Source organism: Bacteroidota bacterium, assembly GCA_016713925.1.
Taxonomy (GTDB): Bacteria; Bacteroidota; Bacteroidia; order AKYH767-A; family OLB10; genus JAJTFW01.
Window position 1 is genome coordinate 387,999 of sequence record JADJOH010000006.1, and the last position, 22,949, is coordinate 410,947.

Consider the following 22,949-nt stretch of genomic DNA (forward strand, 5'->3'; position numbering starts at 1 on the left):
ATGTAACCGATTTGAAAGTGAGTGTAATCATCTGGTTCACGATTGACACTATCAGAACTGACATTTATGGATCTGCCGTTATTTTAAAAATTGCAGTAATTCAGTCGCATTAAAGTGAGTTTCTTTTATTTTGAATGAGCTGGTACAATGCCGTTGCCTTAGAAAGTGAAATCCCCGAGTTTTCCGCTAATTTTTTTAAATCGGGCTCTTTGTTGGTATTGATATATGGGAGGAGGATTTTGATAAAATCGTTTATTTTTTTTACTGTCTCCTCATTTTCATCATCAGCTTCATCTTCTTCCGGATCATTAAACAGGTGTGCGAATGGATTAAATTCTATGTCTCGTTTCAATATTTCAGAAGCTGCTATTTTCATACCGATGCTTAAACGAATGTCTGCATCCTCGTCTAAAGGGAAACCGGAAGCGATGAGCGCCTGACTTATTTGCTCAAACCCAAAAGCAGTATGACTCATTCTGAATAGGGAATTGGTATTGGTGTCAAGGTAACCTGCAGCAAAATGAGGAAACTGATGGCAGGAAGGAAGTACAAGTTTATAAACTCCGTTTTTGTTGGTCAATTCAAATGAATGACTTAGTGCATCAATATTATATTCGGTAATGCTCTCATGACTTACATTGTATTCAAATTGATGATTACTGTGAACTACCACCGGCACATCGGAATAGGCCATCAACATAAGAAATGGAAGCGGATGTTGTTGAAGATATCCCACCAAGTCATTTTCATCTTCAATTTTTGGATTTACTTCAGTGGCGAAAAAATAGATGTCATCGGGGTGGAAGCCCTTTAATCCAATGATTGGTCCGTAAGTTTCCCAGCATTGACCATTATAAGCCGTTAGTAATAACCATAGTTGAGGGGTGTAAGATACCATGGTCTGCGTCATTCCCGGCGAATAAAGCAAGTGTCTTTCATTGGTGAAAGCGTTTTCCATTACATAAAAATCAGTAGCCGGATTATCAATTATGACTGAAAATACAAATTTCCATGGATGTTCAATGTAAAAAGCCAGGTGATTTTGTTTTTCAATCTGGAGATTCTTAATGGCATTTTGGTTGATGTATTTATGGATATGTCCATCTTTTTTAAATATTTGATGTGCCATATATGCTGCTCTCAACCTGTTGATAAACTCTACGGGTATTTTTTTCGCTATATGTTTAAAAGGAAAAAGTTTAGCGTCAAACTCGACACTGAGTCTGTTCTTTTCATCTCCATAATAAAGAATGAATTCATCAATAGTATTCTCCTGCATCTTTCTTCTGGAAGATATATGGGCTTTGATTTCATCGTAGTTCATAGGGCGAATTTCAAGACAATTTTAGCAGACTTATGATGGATTAGAAATGGAGATTTTTTTTGATTGTTGAATTTCTTAATTCTAATCAAAGATAACAAAGTGAAGAGAGATGTTTAGAAGGAATAGTTATAAAGTGGGTGAATTGTTTTTTGGTACACTTGTTTTTTAGGAGTTGAGACCTGATACTTTGACTCCGTGCGTAACGCTGAAATTTGTTCACCTTGTTAATTTATTCAACCTTTTCTGATAGGCTTGCAAATAATTGCGCTTCATTGGTTCACTCAAATAGGAAGCTTCGATCAGGATTTTCACTTTATCAGAATTCGTTAAGAAAATAGTAACAAGTGAATTGACTTGTTTTTCACTAATTTCAGCCAACTTAGCCAGGAGATGAAATTGGTCTAAAATTTTCCCCTGTGCAAGATGGGGAGGGAGGAGTCCATCTTCTAACGCAAAATCGGTATCAGCCACATGCATCCTGCTGTTCAATAAGTCATAGGCGGGACTCAAGCGGTAATCTCCCAGAGGAGTTTCAATGACTGAAAAGTTTTTCAGATGCGCATCACCGTTAGAGAAAAGATAATTGAAAAGTAATAGGCGGAGAAGTTTTGGCGCTTCCGATTTATAGGCCGGTAAATACCGTTGCATCAGAAGAAACAATTCCAGATAATTTCCCTTATATTTATAATGTTCCCCATGCGTTTGTGGCGTCCTTTCTCCCAGGGAGGCGAAATCATCCTGCGCCCATTTACTTCCATCTTCTTTTACATCAAAACGTTTGGTGATATATGCGGGGTCGCCATTCCTGAAAAATATCAACGCGTTTTCTGCAGTTTCAATGCCAAACACCTGTCTTGCAATTTGCATGGTTAAGTGTTCGTTGGCTGGCATTTGATTTGCATTTTTTCCCGCACCGGGGATGGGTTTAAGGATATGAGTGCCCTTTTCCCCTTCATAGGTAAGTCGCAATTTATTTTTCTCAAGAACTACTGAGAATTTTTCCTGTACCCCGGAAATAGATGCATGCGTGCGATTATCATGAAACAAATCATTCGCATCCTCCTTCAACAATGGTGAATCGTATGGTAAAATAGGACTGACCTTACGACCGCCGAATACGCGCTTTAAACACGTTTGGCTGTAAGTTCCGAACCCTGGAGCTAATGTTCCCGGACAATTTTTTATTTCAGGCAATGGCATAGCGCTTTCGTTGAAGTGCGATTTACTGTTTGATCACGCGAACTGCTCCTATGGTATCGTGCTGTGCTATGGACATCAATAAACTGAAATGATCATCCGCATCAATCCGTTTCGCTTTGCAAATAATTTGCTTGTTGGAGCCCTCAGGAAGCATGTTGTAAAAAAAGGGAAAGAGATGTCCGGAATGAAATTCACGCCGGGCCTTCGGTAAGGTTAGACTAATAGATGGTTTTCCGGTATCTTTTTGCCAGGCGGGATGGTAAGAAAAAGTAAATGATCCATCATCGTGTTGAGTCAGGATACCTGCTTCCTCATCTTTAAAAAGAATTATTGCTGATCTCATTTGGTCTCATTCAATTTTTTTACCTGCAGGCTCATTTCCAATCCCAGTACATCAGCCAGCTTCTGCATTGTAAGAAGGGTGGGATTCCCCTTTCCGCTTTCCAGTTGCTTCAGCGTCCTCAACCCAACCCCTGAAAGTTCAGCAAGCAGCTCTTGAGTCACTTTAAGCATCTCCCGCCTTTCTTTAACTTTGATGATCAAATCATTCTGGTGCATTATATGGCTCTATTTTATGCAAATATAGACAAAGTTGAATGAAAATATCTTATAAAAGAGCATTAAATCGCACATTTATAAAGTTTTATATGATTATTTGTTAAAAAGTATAGAAAATGTGTATTATACTGCACTATTGGTAGTTGTAGCAGTTTGAATAAATCAAGTTTAGGACTGAAAAAAAAGTAAAGCTATATATTGACTTTTTGAAGAGGAAAGTAAAGCTATAACTTGACTTTTTGAATCCCGGGATGAAGTAGGGGATAGGTTAAAAATGCTCTGGGGGATGAATTTAAAAATGGAAATAGGTTACTTTCCAATACAAAAAGTGAATGTGTACTGATAATCAATTAAATAAGGTGTTTGAGATACAAATGGGCAACAGTTTGTTATTTAAATTGATTTTTTAGATTCGTTTAGTTTGATGTCAATTCTATATATTTGAAATGGTTGTTGAAAATGGAAATTGTTGTAGTTTATGTATATTTTATAAATAATTTATTGTACTGGCTATGTCACTAAATCTGACTATATTGAAATATTTGGGCTTATTTTTTTTCTTTTTACTGATGTTAAGTTGTGGTAGTGAAGAGAAAAAAACTGATCTTAATCTTCAAATTGATAATAGTGATTCAGTTGATCTTATATTGAACATTAATTCTTGTAGTTTATTTTATAAATCTCAGGATGTTTCAATTGTAAATATTTCGTCTTTGGAAAACTTGGAAAATTGTGCTGGTATTCGTGGTTTCAAGTTTGGTGATAGAGTGAGTAAGTTTGGCGATTGTATTAAATATGTTGAGAATATGACCGTTATAAGTTGTTTCATTGCGATTATATCGATTTTTTTGAAAAAGAAATGAGCCTTTCCATAATATTTAAGGACTCATTATTAATTGGCTATAGCTTGGGCTCTTATTTGCAGTCTAATGATGGAGTATGTGGAGTTTTAAAAAAATTTGTAAATATTTATGGTTCGCCAAACGTATTTAGTAATAAATTTATTAGGGGTAATTTAATAGATTCTGATGAGTATTTAAGATTTAAAAATGAAAGATTTGCGAAGTCTTATTATGAAAGCTATAATGACGCTATTAATTCATTCAATTGCGATTATCATGAGCTGAGCTCAGTTGATAGTTTTCTGGATCAATCTCAAGGTAATAATTTTCAAGTATGGTTGAGCCCGGACGATCGTGAAACAAATGATTTTGGATTTTTTCAAGGATGGAGTGTTAATAGGCAATATGCAGCAAATGATGAAAATGGTTATAAAGTTAATTTGCGATTCTATGATTATTTTGAGGTAGCTTATTCATGGAATAAAAAGAGATTTTTAATTATAAGTTTAAAAAGAAATAAAAGATTAAGGCCACCTGGTGATCAATTTAATAGAAGTGCTTATTCAAGATTATATTTTGAAAGTGATTTTGGTATTGAAATTACATTTTTGAAAATATTGATGTTTACAATAACTATACGTTAGCACAATACAATATTAAACATAATATTGTTGATTCGGTTATCCATAGGCAGAACACCATTAAGGACTTTGGAAAAAATTTTTAAATTGAATGTGGATTGACGTATGTAATTTTGTGTAATTTGGTTGTTGATTTATTTCTAATTTAAAATTTTGAATTTTTAGGGAAATAAATTGAGTATGGGGGGGGCATTAAAAAAAAGATGTCGGATTGCTGTAAAAGAAGATATGATACCCTCAGTCATATATTTGAATTGAATATTGATTTTTTAGGTTCCGGTAGAGTAGGAGGGTTAGAATTGAATGAAGAAGTTGTCACCGGATAATTCTTCAAATAAAATTTTGCGATCTGCTTTCAAGAGTTCTCCTTGAAAATGACCCAAGTTAAGCACATTTCCATTATTAAGAACTTCTCGAATCCGGCCTCCGGAAACAATTACTTCTTTATTCAATTGGAGCCCTTTTAAGGATATTAAGCCACCCTGTTTTATTGAAATGCGAAGCTGCTTCCTTTTTGAGCCATGAAACTTTACAATTGGACCAGAGTAAGAGTATTTGCCTGAACGTACTTCTGAGGCAAACCAGGGTTGAAAGTCTGCTGAAGGCGTTAAAAGCCTGTATAAGGAGATATTTAGCTTCCGGGCAAAGAAGCTACAGTAAACCAAACTTGGAGCCATGCTCTTGCCCCTGGCTACTTTTGCGGGATAGTCCTTATTTACATGAACACCCTCAGCTTGGATAGACCGACATAAAGTTTCGTAGGATATCCCAATTGCCTTAAGAACGTGCCTAATATTTGAAATGAAGGTATGGAAGTCAATTTTGGAACACTCCAGAGACTCTTTAAAATAGGGATTATCATATCTTGATCGATTTTCAGGGCTTCCTTTGTACATATTTTTGAGCGAATTTGAATGTATAAATATAGCATGCCTTTCAATTGAATTAGTAAAAATGCTAGCTATTTGTTCAGATATGGAGGTGAGCATAATTTTTTGGTGTTTATTATAAACTGTTAACAGATAACAATGGAAAACAAATGGCAAATCCAGGTTAGTGAAATTTATTTAATTTATAATCGATAAGACACTTTCATAGAGGTGCAAATTTTGGAATCCAAGTGAATATTATAGTGAGCTGAAGCCCGCTTTTTCTAGCCCGTTAAAAGTTAACACTTGTGTTGGTTTGGCTCTTTGGTCCATTTCAGCAAAACTGGACAATGTGCCAAAAACATTGGCTATATAGCCACAAAAGTATGACAGTTAAAAATGGCGACAACACGATAGATGCATTGGAAGCGTTGGCTTTGTAGGTTAGCCACTGCATAAGCTGTGCTTGTGGGCTGGCTCGGGGGATTCAAACGATTCGTGAGGAACGAAAACCGATTTTAATCAAATAATGATTTTTGCAACTCCCCTCTCATTATAAACGAAAAGCATCTCTCCATTGTTACTAAACCAATACCAGGTTCATTAATTAGATCAATCATTGACTTGATAGTTTTACTTTCAACAACCGTGGATATTGTATTTATCCTATCCTTCCTGATGCCTGTAACTTTTTGAATTTGAGTAGAACTAAACGAGCCCCATTTCAATGCAAATGATTCAAACAAATCATCTGGTGCTGATGGATCGTACTCAAATATTTCAACTGGAATTTCACATTTTGATAAATACCTTGTCATTAGCTGATATACCTTATCCCTATCTAACCCACCATTATGATCATCAAGTAAAGGAAATGCAATTGATACTATACCTTGATCTTTATATGTATCAAGAAATTTTTGAAGCCCCTTTTCAATGTATTCTAATTTGCTCGGATATTTCCAATGGAATTTTGTAGGAAAATTGAGAACCCACGGTGCATCCGGTTCACCTTTATATAACCATAATTTACCGATTCCAATGAGTTTTGATTTGCAATGCTCTTGATACAAATCAAACATTTTCGGATACCTTAGCTTGTAAACCAAAGCTATTCCTTTCCCCATAACCCCAACGCAGTTAACGGTATTTACCACTACCTGTGCCTTTGTATTAAATATATTTCCACTTATTAAATCTATTGCCATTTTAGTTCAAATTATATAACTCCCATTTTGTATTTTTTATTTCATCCTGAAAGTAAACTTTCAAAGAAGTGTGATTTTCAAATTTGATATTCAAACTTGGATATGCACATATCATTGATTCGGTTGCATTGATAACATTCCCACTTATCATTTCATATTTTGTACCGGATGGGAATTGAACGATAAACATTCCTGATTTGTACCCATTTCCCTTGTAATTTGTTGAAATATCCAATATGCCATCGTTGTAATTACATGAAATATCCTTGTTCTGATTGTGGTAAATATCATCACCATAAGAAGAAACTTTGATTCTATTAACGTATTGACTTCTTTCTCCAATCCTTCTTAACAATTCTTCCTTATCACTTTGGTTTCGGACTATAATATCAACATTTATAATGTTTGTAAAATCAAACTCATCTTTAATTAGAAATTCTTGTTGTGAATAATTAATATAGGTTCTATAGTCGCCGTCAGAGGTATTGGAATATTGTACTATACACATCACTAAAATTAAACTTCGATAACATTTGCAAGACAGGCTTGACTACTGCCCAATTTGTTTGCATGTTACCATTACTCATATAACATTTATCACGCAACTTCAATAAAACTTCCTGTAAATTAAATCGAAAAAAAACAGGAATGGGGCATTTAGGCAATCCTAATCTTAATGCACTTTCATAATATTTATCGTTTATATCTAACCCCAAACATTCGTTATAAAACTGAGTAGGTGTTTGTGGTCTGAAATAGAATCGTGCAAATTCATGAGCTGTATGTCGCCTGCCAACTACAGCACCTGCTGCATCTGCAAAACCAATGGCCTTATTCCGACTGAGTATCTTTTTATTCTTAATTATTTCAATTGCGTTTTGTCAGATGTGTAAAATTATAAATGTAACCTGACCAACTTGAATGCTTTGCTTTTAGATTTAAATAAAGTTCTAACGCAGGAATACTATTCACTACTTGAATTATATGCTCTCTTATGGTTAAAGGAATTGAAATATTATTTTGCAGATAAAAGTAATCCCAATACATCTTAAACTCATCAACCATTTCAATTGTAAAATTGATTGATGTATTTTGAGAAATGTATTCCCAATCCAAAAAGTCTTTAAATAGCCTCAATTCATTTATGTCAAAAACTATCATACCTGAAATAATCTTCCAGTTTAAAAACTCCTTGAATTTTGATAGTATTTCAGGGGAGGGGGAGAATTTTTCTGATTCGCAAAGCAAATTCCATTTTATTGAATCTTGATAAGAGGATAGTATTGTTATGTCATTAAAATCCAGTTTCCAAGATTTGATTAAAGCAATCCAATCCCATTTGCTTTTGTATTCTAACATTAACTCAGGGTGCTGCTGAAAGTCTAAATTACGATGTCTTGAAAGAGTAACCCACAGCTCGTTATTCAAAACATTATTTGAAACTAATAATTTAATAGAATCGGATGTAATGTGTATGGAATCACTATTCAATATGCTACTCCAATTGGAATCAGTTTGCTGTATAAATAGCCTTAATAAATTAAGATCAAAGATTAAATTTTTACTGCTGCTCAAAAGCGACCAATTCCATTGCTTATCTGATAGTGTAAGCAATGTATCATTGTCAATCCAACTTGCTTTTGAAAGCAAACTGTAATCCCAATCTTTATCCTGAAGTTGTAATAAAAGATCTTTGTCAACTTTTAAGAAACTGTGAGCAGATAAAGCGTGGTAATCCCAGGGCTTTGAGCCATTTTCTAATATAAATTCTTTTGTCAACTCAAAACGTGGGTGAGAAGATAGTTTTTCCCAATCCCAATGATGGTTACTATACTTGCTAACTAACGCTGGGTATAATGTTACTTCATAGCGAATGGATAATGCACCCCAATCAATTAGACTGGAAAACCTGTTCAAGCGTTTTGCATCATATTCTGTAATTCTTTTTTCCTTATTTGAATTTGTGAGTAATGGACTTGCTGCTGATAGTTTATGCCAATCCCATTGATCCTCAAATTCTGATATAATTCTTTCGTGCCAAGTAATATTATTTATAGAGCTGAGAGCCTTAAAATCCCATTGATCTATATATACATAAAGATATTCAAGTGTCCTATCCAGCCATTGTCGATTGTCTTTATAAACTACTTTACTGAATTGAAAAAAAGAAGATATAATGCTATTGCGTGAAAGCAGCTTCCAGTTTATTTTAGCTGAATAAGTTAAAAGGAACTTATGATCAATTGGGATGTGCTTAGATGAACTTATATAGTCCCAATCCCATCTAAAAAGTGTTTCTTCTTTATACTTTTCAATTGAGGATATTAATTTTTTAAAGGGTGTCTTTCTGGTAATTTCTTGCCAAGCCTTTAGACTAATTGCAATCGAAGTACTTTGTAATAATATGGCTAATGGATATAACTTTTCTTCCGGATTTAAGTCCTCAACAGTATAATGTTCCTTTACTAAAAATGGCCAAAACAAGTATTTGGAATACTTAATAAGAAATTTGTCATCATTAAATTTACTTTCATCGATCCTATGGCAAGTCAAAAACTCCCAATCCCAGAAAAGGTCAGGATTATCAAAGATGAAGTCCTGCTCACATTTTTCTGATAAATAATTCCTTAGGCCTTCAGCAGATGGCAATTTCAATAATTCAACCTCGTCCGATAATACAATTTCATTAAGAGATTCTACCGATGCTTCTCTAAGAACTGAAACCCAATTAATGACTATGTTATGAGAATTAAGAAGTTCCCGATTTAATAGTATTTGTTCAAAAGTAAATTCAGTCGATACATGCTTTGATATTAGCGCCAGCATCTCTTTTTCAACTGCCCATTGAATAAAGAAGGCCAAATTATCAGCCACAAGTTCCGATGGAATACTATTGATTAAAATATTTAATGCTAATTTAGCTTGGTGCTTGCGAATAAATTCAGAAGACCATTGTAAGTCTTTTCGATCACAAAGAGCTCTAAAGTTCCAGGGAAATGTTTCATTAAACTCAACTATAGAGATGTTATCAATAGAAAGGGATACATTATCATAGCCAGCATGATTTTTAACTAAACTGCTATATTTTTCAAATAGGTGTGATGACCACTTTAGATTTGGATTTGCTTCTATTCCGGGAATATTTCCATTGCCCCAAAACAATAAGTCATTATCAGATAGAAACTCAAAAATTTCTGAATTTAAAATAACATGCTGGTCCTTTCCAATTTTGAAGTTGGTTCTTTTGATGGAATCAATCAAATACGAACCGAATTTAGATTCGCTGAATGATAATTTAAAATCATCTTCATTTATAAGTAACCTGTTAACTACTGAAATAGGGTCAAGGTATGGCGATAATGTTTCAATATTTGAAATGAAATAATTTATTGAATAGCTAGAACTGATAAGTGACCAATCCCAGTTTAGCCGTGGGTTATTCAGAATTATAATCCCTGACTGTATTTCTCCAAAAGATATTATAGTGTGAAGGTCAAAAGGCAATGATTGAATTTTACTTTCTATAAATTCAAATGAAACTCTTTTTGTAACATTTTTCCAATCATCAATTGCATTAACATTCGTAATGGTTGCTAATAATTGTTCAAGTTCTTCTTGGTCAATACTTTCCAGAAATACATCAATATCCCAAGGAAATTGATTGATGGTTTTTATAATGTAAGGTATTTCAACTTTCTTTGAAAGGCGAGACCAATCCCAGTAATCAGCATATGCCTCGATATTCAATATCAACACATCATCAGGACAATTCTGTATTACCTGATACCAAACTGCGTTACTTGTAACTTCTTCACTAGACAACAATTCAAACCAATTATTATCCCATACTACTCTTGAATCACTCAGTATGTTTTGCCAATTGACATGCTTGGTGTATTGAGAAATTTCTGCCGCATGTATTTCTTTAATATCTCTAAGATATAACTGATAACGAAGCAACAGAATCCAATCAGCAAACAAATTTGAATTTACCTCTTTTAAAATTATTTCATCTAATTCAGGTGAAGGATTGTCATTTAAAGCAACTTGTATTCTATATACTTCATCCTCTTTTAGTAAGGAAAGGGATAAGTTTGAAATACATTTTTCATAATTAAGCACTAACTCATTTACCCATTGAATTTCAATATTCTTATTCTCTTCCAGTGCAGAATTAAAATTGAGTAATGCCTTGTGAAGAAATACATTTTCCTGCTGGTCTTCAGAATTATAATAGTAAGGTTTTATTTCCTTTGTCTTATATATTTCAGAAAAAAGGCCATATTTTGAAAAATTGAATAGATTGTCAAAACTTTCCCAATCAAAGAGAAGATAATGTTCATTAAGGCTGATAACACCTTCGTAAAACAAGTGCTTAACTCCTTTTATTCTTGCTTCTAAACCCCACTGGGTTGTAGAAATTATCTGATTACCATCTTCATTTTTATGAGTTGAAATCAAATGATATTCTGATAGTGTATCAAGTAATGAAGAGAATATCCCAGCTTCAGCTATGTCAAAATAAACCCGTTCCTCTTCATTGGCTTCAACAGCAAAACCTAAAATGGAGCCTAATTCATTGTAACTAATTGTATCCTTATACAAATTCAAAAATGAAAGAATAATATCGTCAAACTCAGTGAGTGGATATGCCTTCCTATATAGCACCTTATGCTTCGCAACCCTAATTGGCCATTCCTCTTTTATCGTTATTAGATTCATTATTTTAAGGATTTGGCATCAAATGTTTTTACAGCACCATTAGGATGTTGCTGTATTGTTTCGTAAACCTTGTTATAAATAGTATGTTTCCTAAAATGCTGAGAATTGCCAACAATTATCAGGAGCCTTTTTGCTCTGGACAAAGCGACATTCAGACGATTGGGAAATTCTGCAAACCCTAAACTTTCTTGGGATGGATAACCCTGCTCAGGATACGCTTCCATATTAGGAGCCTGATTTGGAAATTCTGCAATAGAATTGCTTCTTACTAAAGACACTATTACAATATTCCTCTCCATGCCTTGAAAACGGTCAACCGGTGAGATTCTTAGCGAAACATCGGGATACTTATCCTTCAACTTGTTTAATAACCCTGCTTGAGCACCGTAGAAAGTAATTATGCCAATTTGTTTCTGCTCTATATCACCTGATGGCCAATAATCCACAAAGCTTTTATACCCGGGTGATTTTTTGAAATAACTTAAAAGCCAATCAACAGCCTGTACTTCACCATAGTTAACTCTGGATGTACCGCTTTTTATTTCCGGTGATACTACATCAAGCCAAATAACATGTGTTTGTTTGTTGGCTGTAACACCATGATAGCGATTCAGCGGATGTGACATATCTTCCGAATTGGCTATCTCATCTGGAATACCACATTCTAAACCACCGTCAGCAATGTAAAACTGCTTTATAGTTTCATTTATCGCTGGATGCATTCTATACTGGACATTAAATGAACACTTCAAGTTTTCATCAATCCCAATAAATAATTTTTCAAAATGTGATATTGAAAATTCTTCTTTGTTTCTTTTTATATAACTTATCAGGTCATTGATTTCACTTCTGTTTTTTTCGTCCTTTGTTTTTTTCGACATCATTTTGAGATTGTCGATAAACTCAGCAGTATCAACCATTGGAGGCAACTGTCTATGATCTCCAATTACTACAGCCTTTTTTCCGTAAAGGCATGGTAGGGCTAATTCAGGAGGGGATGCTTTACTCGCTTCATCCTGCACAACAAGATCAAACTCAATGTTTCTTTTCTTTAATGCAGCAATAGTGCTCTTATTTATAGAAAGCCGAAAAGCATCATATTCCTTTGTGTGTACTACATTGCAATAGTCTGAGAAGAACCTTGTAAATTTCTGTTCTGAATTTTCTTTACCAATTGAACTACATGTTGCTCCGATTACATTTGCATTCTGAATATAGTAATTAAAAAATAACGAACGCAGTTGTTCATTTGCGTTTGTCAGGTAGGTTAACCACTTTTCAGATAACTCACTTTTAACACTGGTTCGTTTTCTTCTTGCCCTATTACTGATTAAAGCAATCCAGTCTTGTAAAATATTAGTAGCTGATTTATCTTCAGTTAAATCCTTATTTCCAAATAGAACCCATTGTTTAAGGGATTCCAATGAAAATCTTCTTCCTTCTTTATCTAATTTGTCATCAGAGCCAAACCTAATTGGTTTGATTAATAAATGTGTTTTGCTCCGGAGTTTATCTAAAGCGTTGTCAACAGCAAGGTTAGTCTCTGATGTGACAAGTATCTTATATGGCTCTTTCTTAACAGAAATATTGTAACGGATATGTTGCCATATCAACTCTGCAATTGCTGTTGACTTTCCAGTACCCGGGGGGCCTTGAATTAGGAAAAAGTCGTTTGCCAATAAACACTTTGCAATCGATTCTTTTTGCCGATCATTAATATTTTTTGAAAGCAATGAAGCATCTATTTCGTTGATTGTTTTTTGGTATTCAGCAGTACGTAAAATATCACCAGGGAAACTTATAGCCTTTGATGAATCCATCAATATATCCCGAAGTTTCTCATTTAATATCTTCTGCTTAGTAATAGAAAAAATAATGTCAATCGTATTTGACAACCTTTTTATTTTATCCCTTTCCCCTTTTAAAGTACAACAAACTGTAGTTGAAATAGCTGGAATACAGATTTCCTCCTTCATTGATTCCATTTCAATCACAATATTGGGATAGTTAATCTTTGAAATAGTCCCAAACGAGGCAGGTTTTTTAGCATCCCATATCGAAATTTCCTCGCCTCTTAAATAATTAAATTTGCTATTGATTTCAGCTTCAAATTCTTCTTGTTTAAAGTTTATAAAATATTTTAGTTTCCCTTCCTGAAGTTCTTCAAATACATATTGCATAATGTCGTTTAAATGCGGATCAATTGCGTCTTTTATTTTAGCAACAAGCAATTGCAACAGGTCGTGATTGTCAAAAAAGCAGAAGAATGATAGCTTTAAACCATTGTTAGACAATTTGGTTTTGATAGCCGGTATTTGCTGTAATTCCTCTTGTATTTCCAATAAGGGTGAGTCATATTGTAACTTTATCTTGAAACCATGCTCAGCCCCCTTGTTGTCAATATCTGCAATCTGTAATGCAGATAAATATTCAATTCCAGAATTTAATTCAGATTCATTAGTAAAGTCAAATGATACTGTTTCCTTGTCAACGCTAACATTAAAGCGTTCATCCTGAACAGAATTTTGGAAATATTCCAAAAATAGACTTTTATCAATTTGAAATATGTGTTGGTGCTTTATAGTGAAAGAATCGAGACCAAAATACCGTTCAAATACTTTCTGGTAATGAAATATCTCAAAACGAAAATCTGATAAAGTAATATCTGAATCATATGTTAGATGAAATTCATTATTTATTGGTGTTGGGAGTATGACACCCATTTTATCGTTCTTCCTATCTTCAGCAGAAAAGAATATATTTTTAGATTCTCTTATATCTAAAAAATGTTGAAATAAATCTTCATTAATAGTGAATATTACGCGGTGGTGAGATTTGTGATAGGTAGTGTTTTCTTTTATAAAATTCAGTGCAGGCTCATTTAAAAATATATCTTGAACAATTAGATTGGCAAAACGACCATGATTGGAGACAGACGGAATACCTAAAGTTTGAATCAAAAATCTGCTTGCTATTTCATATTGCTTTTGAATATAGTATTTAGAAGGTTGAACTTTAAAGATCCCACCAATAACACCAGACCGTGTAAACCCAATAAGGCTTTGTATTTTTTCATCAATGCGTTTTATTTCAGAAAAATTGGCAACAATTTGACCTTCCTTATTTGGCTGTTGCTCAGTTATTTCGTCTAACCATTTATATGGATTTTCTTTTAAACTAACATGACCTGAAAAACATGGTTTATAATCAAATTCGAAATAATTTGCATCAGCTATTTCTTTTAGTTCATCTGTATGTTGCGGAAACCTGGAAGAGTCATAAAGCAAATATCCTTCTTTTAAATTTATATCGTTTTGTGATATCTCGGGGAATGATCTTTCTAATGAATTAATAATATTCGTGAGGGGGTTTCTTTGTTCGATTGTGAAGTGAGCTAAATTCGTCTTATCCTTCTTTTTAAACTCAATTGCAAAAGGCTCAGAATATTGATTAACGAATATTTCTTGAGCTTTTATAAAGGCTTTCCAGCTGTTGATTGTTGACATAAACCTTTAGTTTTTTCTTGATATACCATTTTTTACAAATCAAAGGCTTTCCGGTCCGAAGAGTGATATTTTATTATGCTGAAAGTAGGGGTAGATTTCTTTCACCATTTTCGGATACTTTTTTGTTATGGGCAGGTTCTGCTGACTTACGGTCTTCCAATACATTCTGCTGAACTCATATACCTGTTGAATGTGTTGGTTAATCAATGCGGGTTTTCTTTTGTCAACTAAATATTCTAATGCTCCGTTCAAATCTTGTTTGTGATTTGTGCAATAACCCGGCCTGTCCGAAAGGCAGACATCCTTCTTTGCCGTGTAAAAAGCAAATTCGGCTTCCTCAACGGGAGCTGTTAATGGAATAATGTTTAATTGAATTTCTTGATGCATTGAGTGATGTTAATTCATTTTTTAATTCCTTGTTTTATCAAACTCATTATATATTCTAAGTCTTTATCTGTTTTAACCTGTATTTGATAATCACCATTTCCCCAATGCCCAATTTTTGATACATCCTTTGCTAATTTCTTTGGATCCTCCAATTTACCTTTTTTTAGGTTAATCCATATTTTTAGAGAATATTTTAGTATACATATATCTGTGAATACTTTATTTTCCTTAAGAAATCCTATTTCCTTTTTCTTTGGCTTTATCTCTATATTATCTGCTAATTGGATAACTCCCTGCCTGAATTTCTGGTATAGTTCTGCAATAAGTTCAGTAGTTTTTTGAATATGCTCTTCTTCAGTATAGACCTTTATTTCCGCTGCTACTGTTCTGAGGGCTTCCTTATTTTGAGTCAATGGCTTAATACTTTCCGCTGCATTCGATTTTTTAATCGGATTGATGATGATGGTATTATTATCAAATTGTTTTACTTCCCATAATTCAATAGCGATGTCTTTGAAATTTGTTGCTTGAATTTGATTTTCTGTAAAACTCGTTGAAACAAATATAACTCTTGTTTGACTCCAATCTACATCTTCGCGTTTAAGGATTCTTTTCTGGTTCTCATTATATTCTATTATGAAATCAGCTTTATTTTCTAGCATTAAACTCAGGTAAGTAAAGCCTTGGTCAACAACACTGATATTCTTATCCCGCTTGTATTCGATAATTATGAATGCACTAGCTTGTGTATCGTAAGCCAACGTATCAATTCTTTTATTTTTTATAGTAAACTCACTCTTAATCAACTCCAAGCCCATGATGGTAATGAGGTTTGTTTCAAAGACTTTTTGAATGTCTTTCTCCAGTTTAAAAGGCTTTTCTTTTACAACTTTGAGTTTGCCTGTTTGGTTTATGTATAGTGCCATGTTTCTTTTATATTAAGTGTTAAGAATAAGCCTTGAAATTCTCGTTTTGTGCTATCATTAAGAAGTGATCAAAAACAATATCACATTTGTTGCTATAAACAGCCCTATCATAGCTTTGAGGCAAAGTATCATTCAAGACCTTTTTAATCGCAGCTTGTACTTGAAATCTGGTCTGTGTGTCCTTATACCAATCTGTAATCAACACTGTTGGTTTGTCGTCTTTCAACTTGTGCAACAAGTTTTTAGCTGCTAATTTTACTTTCTGTTCCTCATCTTTGGTAAGATTTTCTTTCTTTATCAAATCGAATATTTCTAGTTCCGCTTCGGTCATGCCTTCTCTTGCAGCTCTCATTTCTTCCTCTCTCATTTTTTCTACAAAATCCATTAAATCATCGAAATAATTCTCATTGCTTGCATTGCCGGAATTGTAGCGGTCAATTATTTCCTGTAATTTTTGAGCAAAGCTGGTACGGGTGATATTTCGTTCCATCATTTGCTGCAATTTGTCAGCTATAAAAGCCCTCAAATCTGAGATTTCAATGTTCTTATGAGGTGCTTCTTTATACTCTTCCCTTAACTTTTCAATATTTAATTTGCTAAGGTCGATTTGCTTCCAAGACTTTATAGCATAAGCTGGACTTTTTTCATCGAATTGTTCAAATTCAGCCACTTTAGCTTCATCTTCATGAGCAACAATACTATCATCCAATAATTGACCAATTCGTCTTTTAGCACTGTCGAGATTTCCTCTGTCAGCCCTTCCGTCAATCACCTCACGGAGATAATGGATAATTGCTGCCAACGGAAATTCCTTCTGCGACCTAATATTTCTGGTTTACATGCTTCGTACAAAGCATCAATGGTATTGTCGTAAACTATGAATTGTTTTCTATGTTCATCATTTGCAACAATAGTATCGGCGTATTCATCAAACAGGCTCAGTTTGCTAAAGATCAAGTTTGATTCTTTTATGTGATTTAAATCAATACCAATATTTAGACACCATTCATTGCATTCATTTATTGCATCTTTCAGCAATACATACAACTGGTCTTTTTCCTGAACCGGAGCATCTTCGCCTTTTCCTTCACCAGATCCAATAGAGCCACCACCATATGATGCAAAAGCTTTTTTAAGATTGCGGAAGACATTGTAGTAATCTACTATTAAACCGTTTTTCTTGGGCTTGGTATTTATCAAGAAATCTGTAACCCTATTTGCCCTTGCAATGGTTTGCATTAAGGTATGATCTTTCATAGGTTTATCTAAATACAGAGTAGAAACAGTTGGTGCGTCAAAACCTGTTAGCCACATACTGCATACAAAAACCAATTGTAGTGAATCTTTAGGGTCTTTAAATTTGCTTTCTATATCCTGACCGTTTTCATCCACTGTTAATATCCGCCTTCTATGGGTTTTAATATCTAATTTTTGCTTTTCAAACTTTTCTTCTTCTCCAGCTTCCTCGCTCACGATAACTGCCATATCGGTTTTACGCATCCATTCTAAAATCTGCTTCAAATCATCTTTTGCAACTTTGTCCTTTTCTTCGTTTATCTGACGCTGGATACTCCTCTTTTCTTCTTCCCATAAACGCTTCACTTTATCATACATCTTTACAGCGGTAAATTTATCAATGGTTACAACCATGCCTTTGCCAAGATAACCTCTGCGTGGAAAATGATAGACTATGTCTTTAGCAATTATTTCTAAGCGATCATCAGCTTTAAGCACACTCATTTCCTGAGCAAACTCTCTTTCCAATTTTATTTGATTTTCCTCCGTGAGATTTTCATCACTCACAATATCAGCTAGGTCATCATCTATATCGTCATTTTGAAGTAATACTTCGGGAACCCTTTTATGATAAAAAAGAGGAACTGTAGCCTCATCTTCGATGCTTTGTTTGAAATTGTATTCAGATACATTGTCTCCAAACCATTCATGCGTCAGTTTTTTACTGCCCAATAGCGGTGTGCCAGTAAAGGCCATGTATTGTGCATTTGGCAAGCCTGTACGCATGTTTTCAGCGAGGTCTTTGTACTGTGTTCTGTGGGCTTCATCTATAATAACAATGATGTCGTTGCGAAGTGACAATACAGGATAAGCCTGCCCTTTGGGATAACGAAATTTCTGTATCAGTGTAAAAACATACCGTGTATTGGTTTGCAACATCGCTCTAAGGTCTTCGCTATCTTTTGGTCTGCATTTGGTGTCTTTACTGAATGCACCTGCACCTAAGAAATTACGGTATATTTGACCATCTAAATCATCTCTGTCTGTCACTATCAGGAAGGTGTAATTGCCGGTAAATTTTCTGAACACTTTACGGGCAAAGAAAATCATACTATAGCTTTTGCCACTTCCTTGTGTATGCCAGAAAACACCCAACTTACCTTTATTTCCAACGTCCGTGCCAGCAGCATCGTGTTCTAAGCGAAGTGAGAAATTACTGATAGCATTGTTTACTCCAAGGAACTGATGGTTCTTAGCAGTAATCTTGGCAATGTCGTTGTAGTAGAGAATAAAATTTTCTACATAGTCCATCAATCGTTGTTTTTCACACAGTCCTAATACAGCATAGTCTAAACTAACGCCATATTCTTTTATGCGTTTTTATCCGGGACTTGGTTTTCATTCTCCGCTCTTAGCCAATGAAAAAGTGCTCATACCCCGAATTAAACTCCCACTTTTGTTTCTAAACCATTACTGAGTATGCATATCGCATTGTAATGAAACAGCAATGGAATGTCTTTACGGTAATTGAGCAAATTATCATCGTAAGCATTGCGCAGCGCAATGTTGCTATTTTTAAGTTCAATGAAAATGAGGGGTAAGCCATTCACAAATACTATTAAATCTGGTCTTCTACGAATAAATTGACCTTGTATCCAAAGCTGTGAAACTACCAGGGCAATCATTGTTTGTCTTCTCATTAAAGTCAATCACTTTAACAGTGACAGGCTCTTTACGACCTTGTGTTATTAATTTCAACCTGTACTCCATTTTTTATCCGACCATAGGCTTCTTTATTAGCCATCAGATCACTTTTATCTAATCTTGTTTGGCAAAGCTGTTCGTAGGCTTCCTCAATGGCTGAGGCAGGAAGCGTTGGATTTAATTCAATCAACTTTTTCTTTAGCAATGGCTTAATGATGACATCACTTTCATTCAAACGGCCTGTTAAGTCTTTATCAATACAATTGAGATGACGATACCCGAGGTTATGTACAAACACCTCTATGGTTGCTTTTTCTATTTGATCTTCTGATATAAAATTTGCCATATTATGTAAATCTTATTGGGCTAAGGTTAATGATTAAATCATCTAATTTTTGGATTACCTCATCACTAAAACCTGAATCATGCAGCGCCATCCGCAATTCTTCCTGACGTGGTTGCCCGAATGTTAATCTGTAAAATGTGAGTATTTTAATTAGATTATTGAACTTCTCTATGTCTCTGCTGAAAGGATACAAAGGCACGAATCTTTCGATCTTTATATCACTCAATGTTTCCGTATGCCAATATGGTACTAAATCACAGGAAAACTTAGCCTGGGCTTTTTCCTTTTCAGCATATTTAAAGACCTCTTTCCAAATATTATTTCGGGTATTACCATGGGCTATCTGATCTCTGTATTTACTTGCCAGATTGAGCCTGATTACAAGCCCTTGATAGCGATGTATTCTACCTTCTCTTTGCTCAAAATCAATGGGGTTGGATGGCAGATTCCAATGGAATATTTTTTTACAATACAAGTGAAAATCCAAGCCCTCCTGACCAATGGAAGTTGAGGCTAAAACAAAGGGTCTGAAAGGGGCATTAAAAGCTTGGCGAATATTTATTTGTCGACCTGCACCTTTAGCAGTGTTTATTTTTTGCGTGCCAAAATCAACGGCATAATGCGACCTGATGGCTTTTCGCTTTGGCTTTTCCTTAGTTAGATTGTCTAAAAATGTTGGATAATCTTCAATGTCTGAAGTGGCAGTTCTTACAGAAAGAATATCGGAAATAAAATCACTCAACTCATTTGTAGATTGAATGTTCTCACCATTTATCAGCAGATACACAAATTCATCCAGCATAGCCTGAATATTTCCATCAACCATGTATCGTAATGCCCGTTCCCAGTAATCACCATCCTTTGTGCAACCTCACTATGGCAATACTCTCCGGTTTTATTGAACATAGTTAGAAAAGCAAACGAACATTGAAGGCGGCATCGAATAGATCATTTGACAATTCTTTGTATCTTTTTTGGCTCCTCAAATAGCATATTGCCGGTGAACCAATTGTAAGCTCAGCCATATGTTCACAAATTGCTTCCAGATGCTCATTGCTTAGTTTACTTGCCGTAATGGGGGAGTGGCTGTTGTAAGCAGCATTTGCAAGTTCAAAATGCGTTTTTCTACCGATACTTTCATCTTTATCTGTACCGATACTTTCTGCATCAATCGAAAGTTCAGTTGGCGGTATTCCCTTTGATAGCCATTCTGTTAGCACCTTAATGTTTTCACTTGCTTTATCTAATAAGAGTGGACCTAACCAGTACCACTTTTGCCAGTCACCTTCGCCACTTACATATTGATTAAGATTAAGTTTTTTGAAAGTAGCCATCAACTTATTTCGGATTTCCAATTGAAAGCCGTTCGGCCTCATACGAAACCAATGATGCCACCATACGAGGAACTAATTTCCACGATGAGAAAATTAATGTTTTAGAATACCCCCAGCTATCTTTAAAAGCACCATCTAATTCATAGTAGGGAATGGAAGGGGGGATCCACAAATATTTCCAACCATTATTGTGTACTGTTTCATCTAACAACAAACGCAGCTTAGCATTGGGAAGCGATTTTGCTCTTGGTGGAATAAGCGGTTTGTAATCGTTAATGTCTTTCAGATTAACCCAGCCGTGCTTTGTTTGCCTTACTAATTGCTGAAGTGTCGCATCTTCTAAAATCAGATTTCTGATTTTTTCTTTGTGCTGATAATTGTCTAAGAATGATAAGGCAAAAGGACAAGATTTTACATATTCCAAAGGAACCGGTAGTGATGCTTTATGATCTTTATTAAGCAATAAGGTAATCTGGTCTAAAACTACAAAATCATTGATGTCTTCAGGCTGAATCGAAATTGGTTTATTTACATGTTTTATCAGTGCATCCCTGTCGTTGGAAGCAAGCAGCTTTTCTGTTCTAACAATACTGGTGCGGTATAGGGTTTCTAATTTATTTTTCAATCCTACTGCACTTGGCATCTGATCATCTAAAGTATCCGGATGACGTAAAAAGCCAAACAGTGCTTTACGATCATGTTCATACTCCTTCCAAAATTCAGCGGCTTTATCTGCCATCAAAAACTGTAGAACCGTAATAAATTCATTGTAATGCACCTCTCCATTCAGTTCATCAAAGTCATTGGTGTAGGGCTTAAATGGTGTAGCTGACAGCATGAGGATCTTGGAATCTTCGAATGAAAATATCTCTCTGGCTAACTCTATAGCTGGGCTTACTTTATCATCACTTTCGTAATTGCTTTTACTTTCAATGAGCTTTTGTATCTCTGAAATTCGTCCAAAATAAAAATATCGGCCTGTAAAAACTCAATGCAACATCTTGATAGTTCAAACCTAAGCTTTGAAACTAACTCTTTGCTGAAGGCATAATAAAAGTCCTATTTTTTTGTAAACTTAGCTCGCATAGTTTTTATTAATGTCCATAATTTTACGGGATAAGTGATGCCAGTCGCTTGATATGTTTTTTTTAATTCATCAATAGGCACAATATCTTCCAAAATTTTCCTGAAAGCAACTTTTACTTTATGACGTATCGGTTTAACCCATTTATTATCCTGTCAAGTTTTCCTCTCTCAAATCTTATAGATTGGTCAATTTTCAATTCCATGTTTCAGGTGAAATTTGCTTGTACCCTATCAAGACCCCTTAATCTATCTTGATTAATATCACCGTAGGTAAGCAATCTATACAATAGCACTCTTTCATCAACCTTACCTGCATGTGTCTTATCATCAAATGAGGTGGATGGAGTAAAAGCTTTTATTCTGAATGGATACTCATTTTTTTCTGTTTTAGATGTGTAAGCTAATCCCGTAATTCTGTCGTCATTCTCTGAACTAATCAATAGCTACGTGTCAACAGAGAAGTGGAGCTTCTTTAATTTTTGACTCGACAATGCACTGTTGGAGTAGATAAAATGTCAATGAAAATCTTTTAATTCTGATTGGGAGCAAACTGACCAAATGCCTTTGCAATAATGCCCTTTGCCACAATGGTTTTACCCAAGCCTACCTCATCCGCAATCAACATGGGCGCTGCTCCTACCTTTTACATACAACCGGCAAAACGTAATCCACCGTTTTTAACTTTGGAGGGCTCTTAGCCCTACTAATCGTTTCCTTGATTTTGCCTTCATTATGCATTTTGTTTTAATAAGGTACGGATTACATTCACAAGCTCGAACTCTGCGGAATAATAGGGTTCATCTAATTGGGTTGTTTCTTCTCCAGGCGTTGAATTAAAAGTATCAATTGATTTAACCTTATCCGGAAAACGACTGGATGCTATGAGTAATTTTTCATAAACGGGTGTGCCTGTAAATGCCCACGCATCATTACTATTTGCAGATGATTTATCCTTGTTTCCTTTGGCATTACCAATGAGGTCGGTTTCTTCCCCGGTTAATAAAAATGTAAGGTATTTTAAAAATTTCTCTCTGCTGTCAATGATGGCGGAGAATATTTT

General features: G+C 34.7%; 17 protein-coding genes and 1 pseudogene. 1 reads left to right on the forward strand and 17 read right to left on the reverse strand.

All coding sequences use genetic code 11. The features are described from left to right. Nucleotides 1–109: 109 nt before the first annotated feature. The 4 genes from IPJ86_08050 to IPJ86_08065 all read right to left on the reverse strand — a co-directional run bounded on the left by IPJ86_08050 (nt 110) and on the right by IPJ86_08065 (nt 3,082). On the reverse strand, nt 110–1,324 hold the full coding sequence (locus IPJ86_08050) for a hypothetical protein (GenBank protein ID MBK7887244.1): 1,215 nt from the start codon (nt 1,322–1,324) through the stop codon (nt 110–112). Nucleotides 1,325–1,540: 216 nt separating this feature from the next. Continuing rightward, nucleotides 1,541–2,524 carry a HipA domain-containing protein gene (locus tag IPJ86_08055; GenBank protein ID MBK7887245.1) on the reverse strand — a complete coding sequence of 328 codons (984 nt, stop codon included), beginning with the start codon at nt 2,522–2,524 and terminating at the stop codon, nt 1,541–1,543. Between the two features lie 22 nt (nt 2,525–2,546). Further along, nucleotides 2,547–2,867 carry a HipA N-terminal domain-containing protein gene (locus IPJ86_08060; protein MBK7887246.1) on the reverse strand — a complete coding sequence of 107 codons (321 nt, stop codon included), beginning with the start codon at nt 2,865–2,867 and terminating at the stop codon, nt 2,547–2,549. Continuing rightward, nucleotides 2,864–3,082 (reverse strand): helix-turn-helix transcriptional regulator, encoded by a 219-nt coding sequence (locus tag IPJ86_08065; GenBank protein MBK7887247.1) that lies wholly within the window; start codon nt 3,080–3,082, stop codon nt 2,864–2,866. Before IPJ86_08065 ends, IPJ86_08060 begins: the two co-directional genes overlap by 4 nt. Before the next feature lie 859 nt (nt 3,083–3,941). Between IPJ86_08065 and IPJ86_08070 the strand changes: the two genes are divergently transcribed. Further along, nucleotides 3,942–4,568, forward strand: coding sequence for a hypothetical protein (locus IPJ86_08070; protein ID MBK7887248.1), 627 nt, complete (start codon nt 3,942–3,944; stop codon nt 4,566–4,568). 290 nt (nt 4,569–4,858) lie between these two features. Here the strand turns inward: IPJ86_08070 and IPJ86_08075 are convergent, their stop codons facing one another. The 13 genes and pseudogenes from IPJ86_08075 to IPJ86_08135 all read right to left on the reverse strand — a co-directional run. Beyond that, complete coding sequence (locus IPJ86_08075) at nt 4,859–5,554, reverse strand: hypothetical protein (protein ID MBK7887249.1); 696 nt, start codon at nt 5,552–5,554, stop codon at nt 4,859–4,861. 398 nt (nt 5,555–5,952) lie between these two features. Then, on the reverse strand, nt 5,953–6,642 hold the full coding sequence (locus IPJ86_08080; GenBank protein MBK7887250.1) for a macro domain-containing protein: 690 nt from the start codon (nt 6,640–6,642) through the stop codon (nt 5,953–5,955). 1 nt (nt 6,643) lies between these two features. Beyond that, nucleotides 6,644–7,150: a hypothetical protein gene (locus tag IPJ86_08085; protein MBK7887251.1), complete on the reverse strand. Its 507-nt coding sequence runs from the start codon at nt 7,148–7,150 to the stop codon at nt 6,644–6,646. Next, a complete protein-coding gene (locus IPJ86_08090) occupies nt 7,119–7,514 on the reverse strand; it encodes a DUF4433 domain-containing protein (GenBank protein MBK7887252.1) in 396 nt (131 codons plus the stop codon). The genes IPJ86_08085 and IPJ86_08090 overlap by 32 nt, the downstream gene beginning before the upstream one ends. Next, a complete protein-coding gene (locus IPJ86_08095) occupies nt 7,510–11,364 on the reverse strand; it encodes a hypothetical protein (GenBank protein ID MBK7887253.1) in 3,855 nt (1,284 codons plus the stop codon). The genes IPJ86_08090 and IPJ86_08095 overlap by 5 nt, the downstream gene beginning before the upstream one ends. Continuing rightward, entirely contained in the window at nt 11,364–14,870 is a 3,507-nt protein-coding gene (locus IPJ86_08100) for a hypothetical protein (GenBank protein ID MBK7887254.1), read from the reverse strand. Before IPJ86_08100 ends, IPJ86_08095 begins: the two co-directional genes overlap by 1 nt. Before the next feature lie 39 nt (nt 14,871–14,909). Next, nucleotides 14,910–15,257: a hypothetical protein gene (locus tag IPJ86_08105; GenBank protein ID MBK7887255.1), complete on the reverse strand. Its 348-nt coding sequence runs from the start codon at nt 15,255–15,257 to the stop codon at nt 14,910–14,912. Between the two features lie 14 nt (nt 15,258–15,271). Continuing rightward, nucleotides 15,272–16,183, reverse strand: a complete 912-nt coding sequence (locus IPJ86_08110) for a hypothetical protein (GenBank protein MBK7887256.1) — start codon at nt 16,181–16,183, stop codon at nt 15,272–15,274. 19 nt (nt 16,184–16,202) lie between these two features. Further along, nucleotides 16,203–19,469, reverse strand: a pseudogene (locus tag IPJ86_08115) (type I restriction endonuclease subunit R). Between the two features lies 1 nt (nt 19,470). After that, complete coding sequence (locus tag IPJ86_08120) at nt 19,471–20,295, reverse strand: hypothetical protein (GenBank protein ID MBK7887257.1); 825 nt, start codon at nt 20,293–20,295, stop codon at nt 19,471–19,473. 82 nt (nt 20,296–20,377) lie between these two features. After that, nucleotides 20,378–20,803, reverse strand: coding sequence for a hypothetical protein (locus IPJ86_08125; GenBank protein MBK7887258.1), 426 nt, complete (start codon nt 20,801–20,803; stop codon nt 20,378–20,380). Between the two features lie 4 nt (nt 20,804–20,807). Beyond that, nucleotides 20,808–21,641: a hypothetical protein gene (locus IPJ86_08130; protein MBK7887259.1), complete on the reverse strand. Its 834-nt coding sequence runs from the start codon at nt 21,639–21,641 to the stop codon at nt 20,808–20,810. Nucleotides 21,642–22,619: 978 nt separating this feature from the next. Next, on the reverse strand, nt 22,620–22,949 hold a 330-nt coding region (locus IPJ86_08135), incomplete at its 5' end, for a hypothetical protein (GenBank protein ID MBK7887260.1).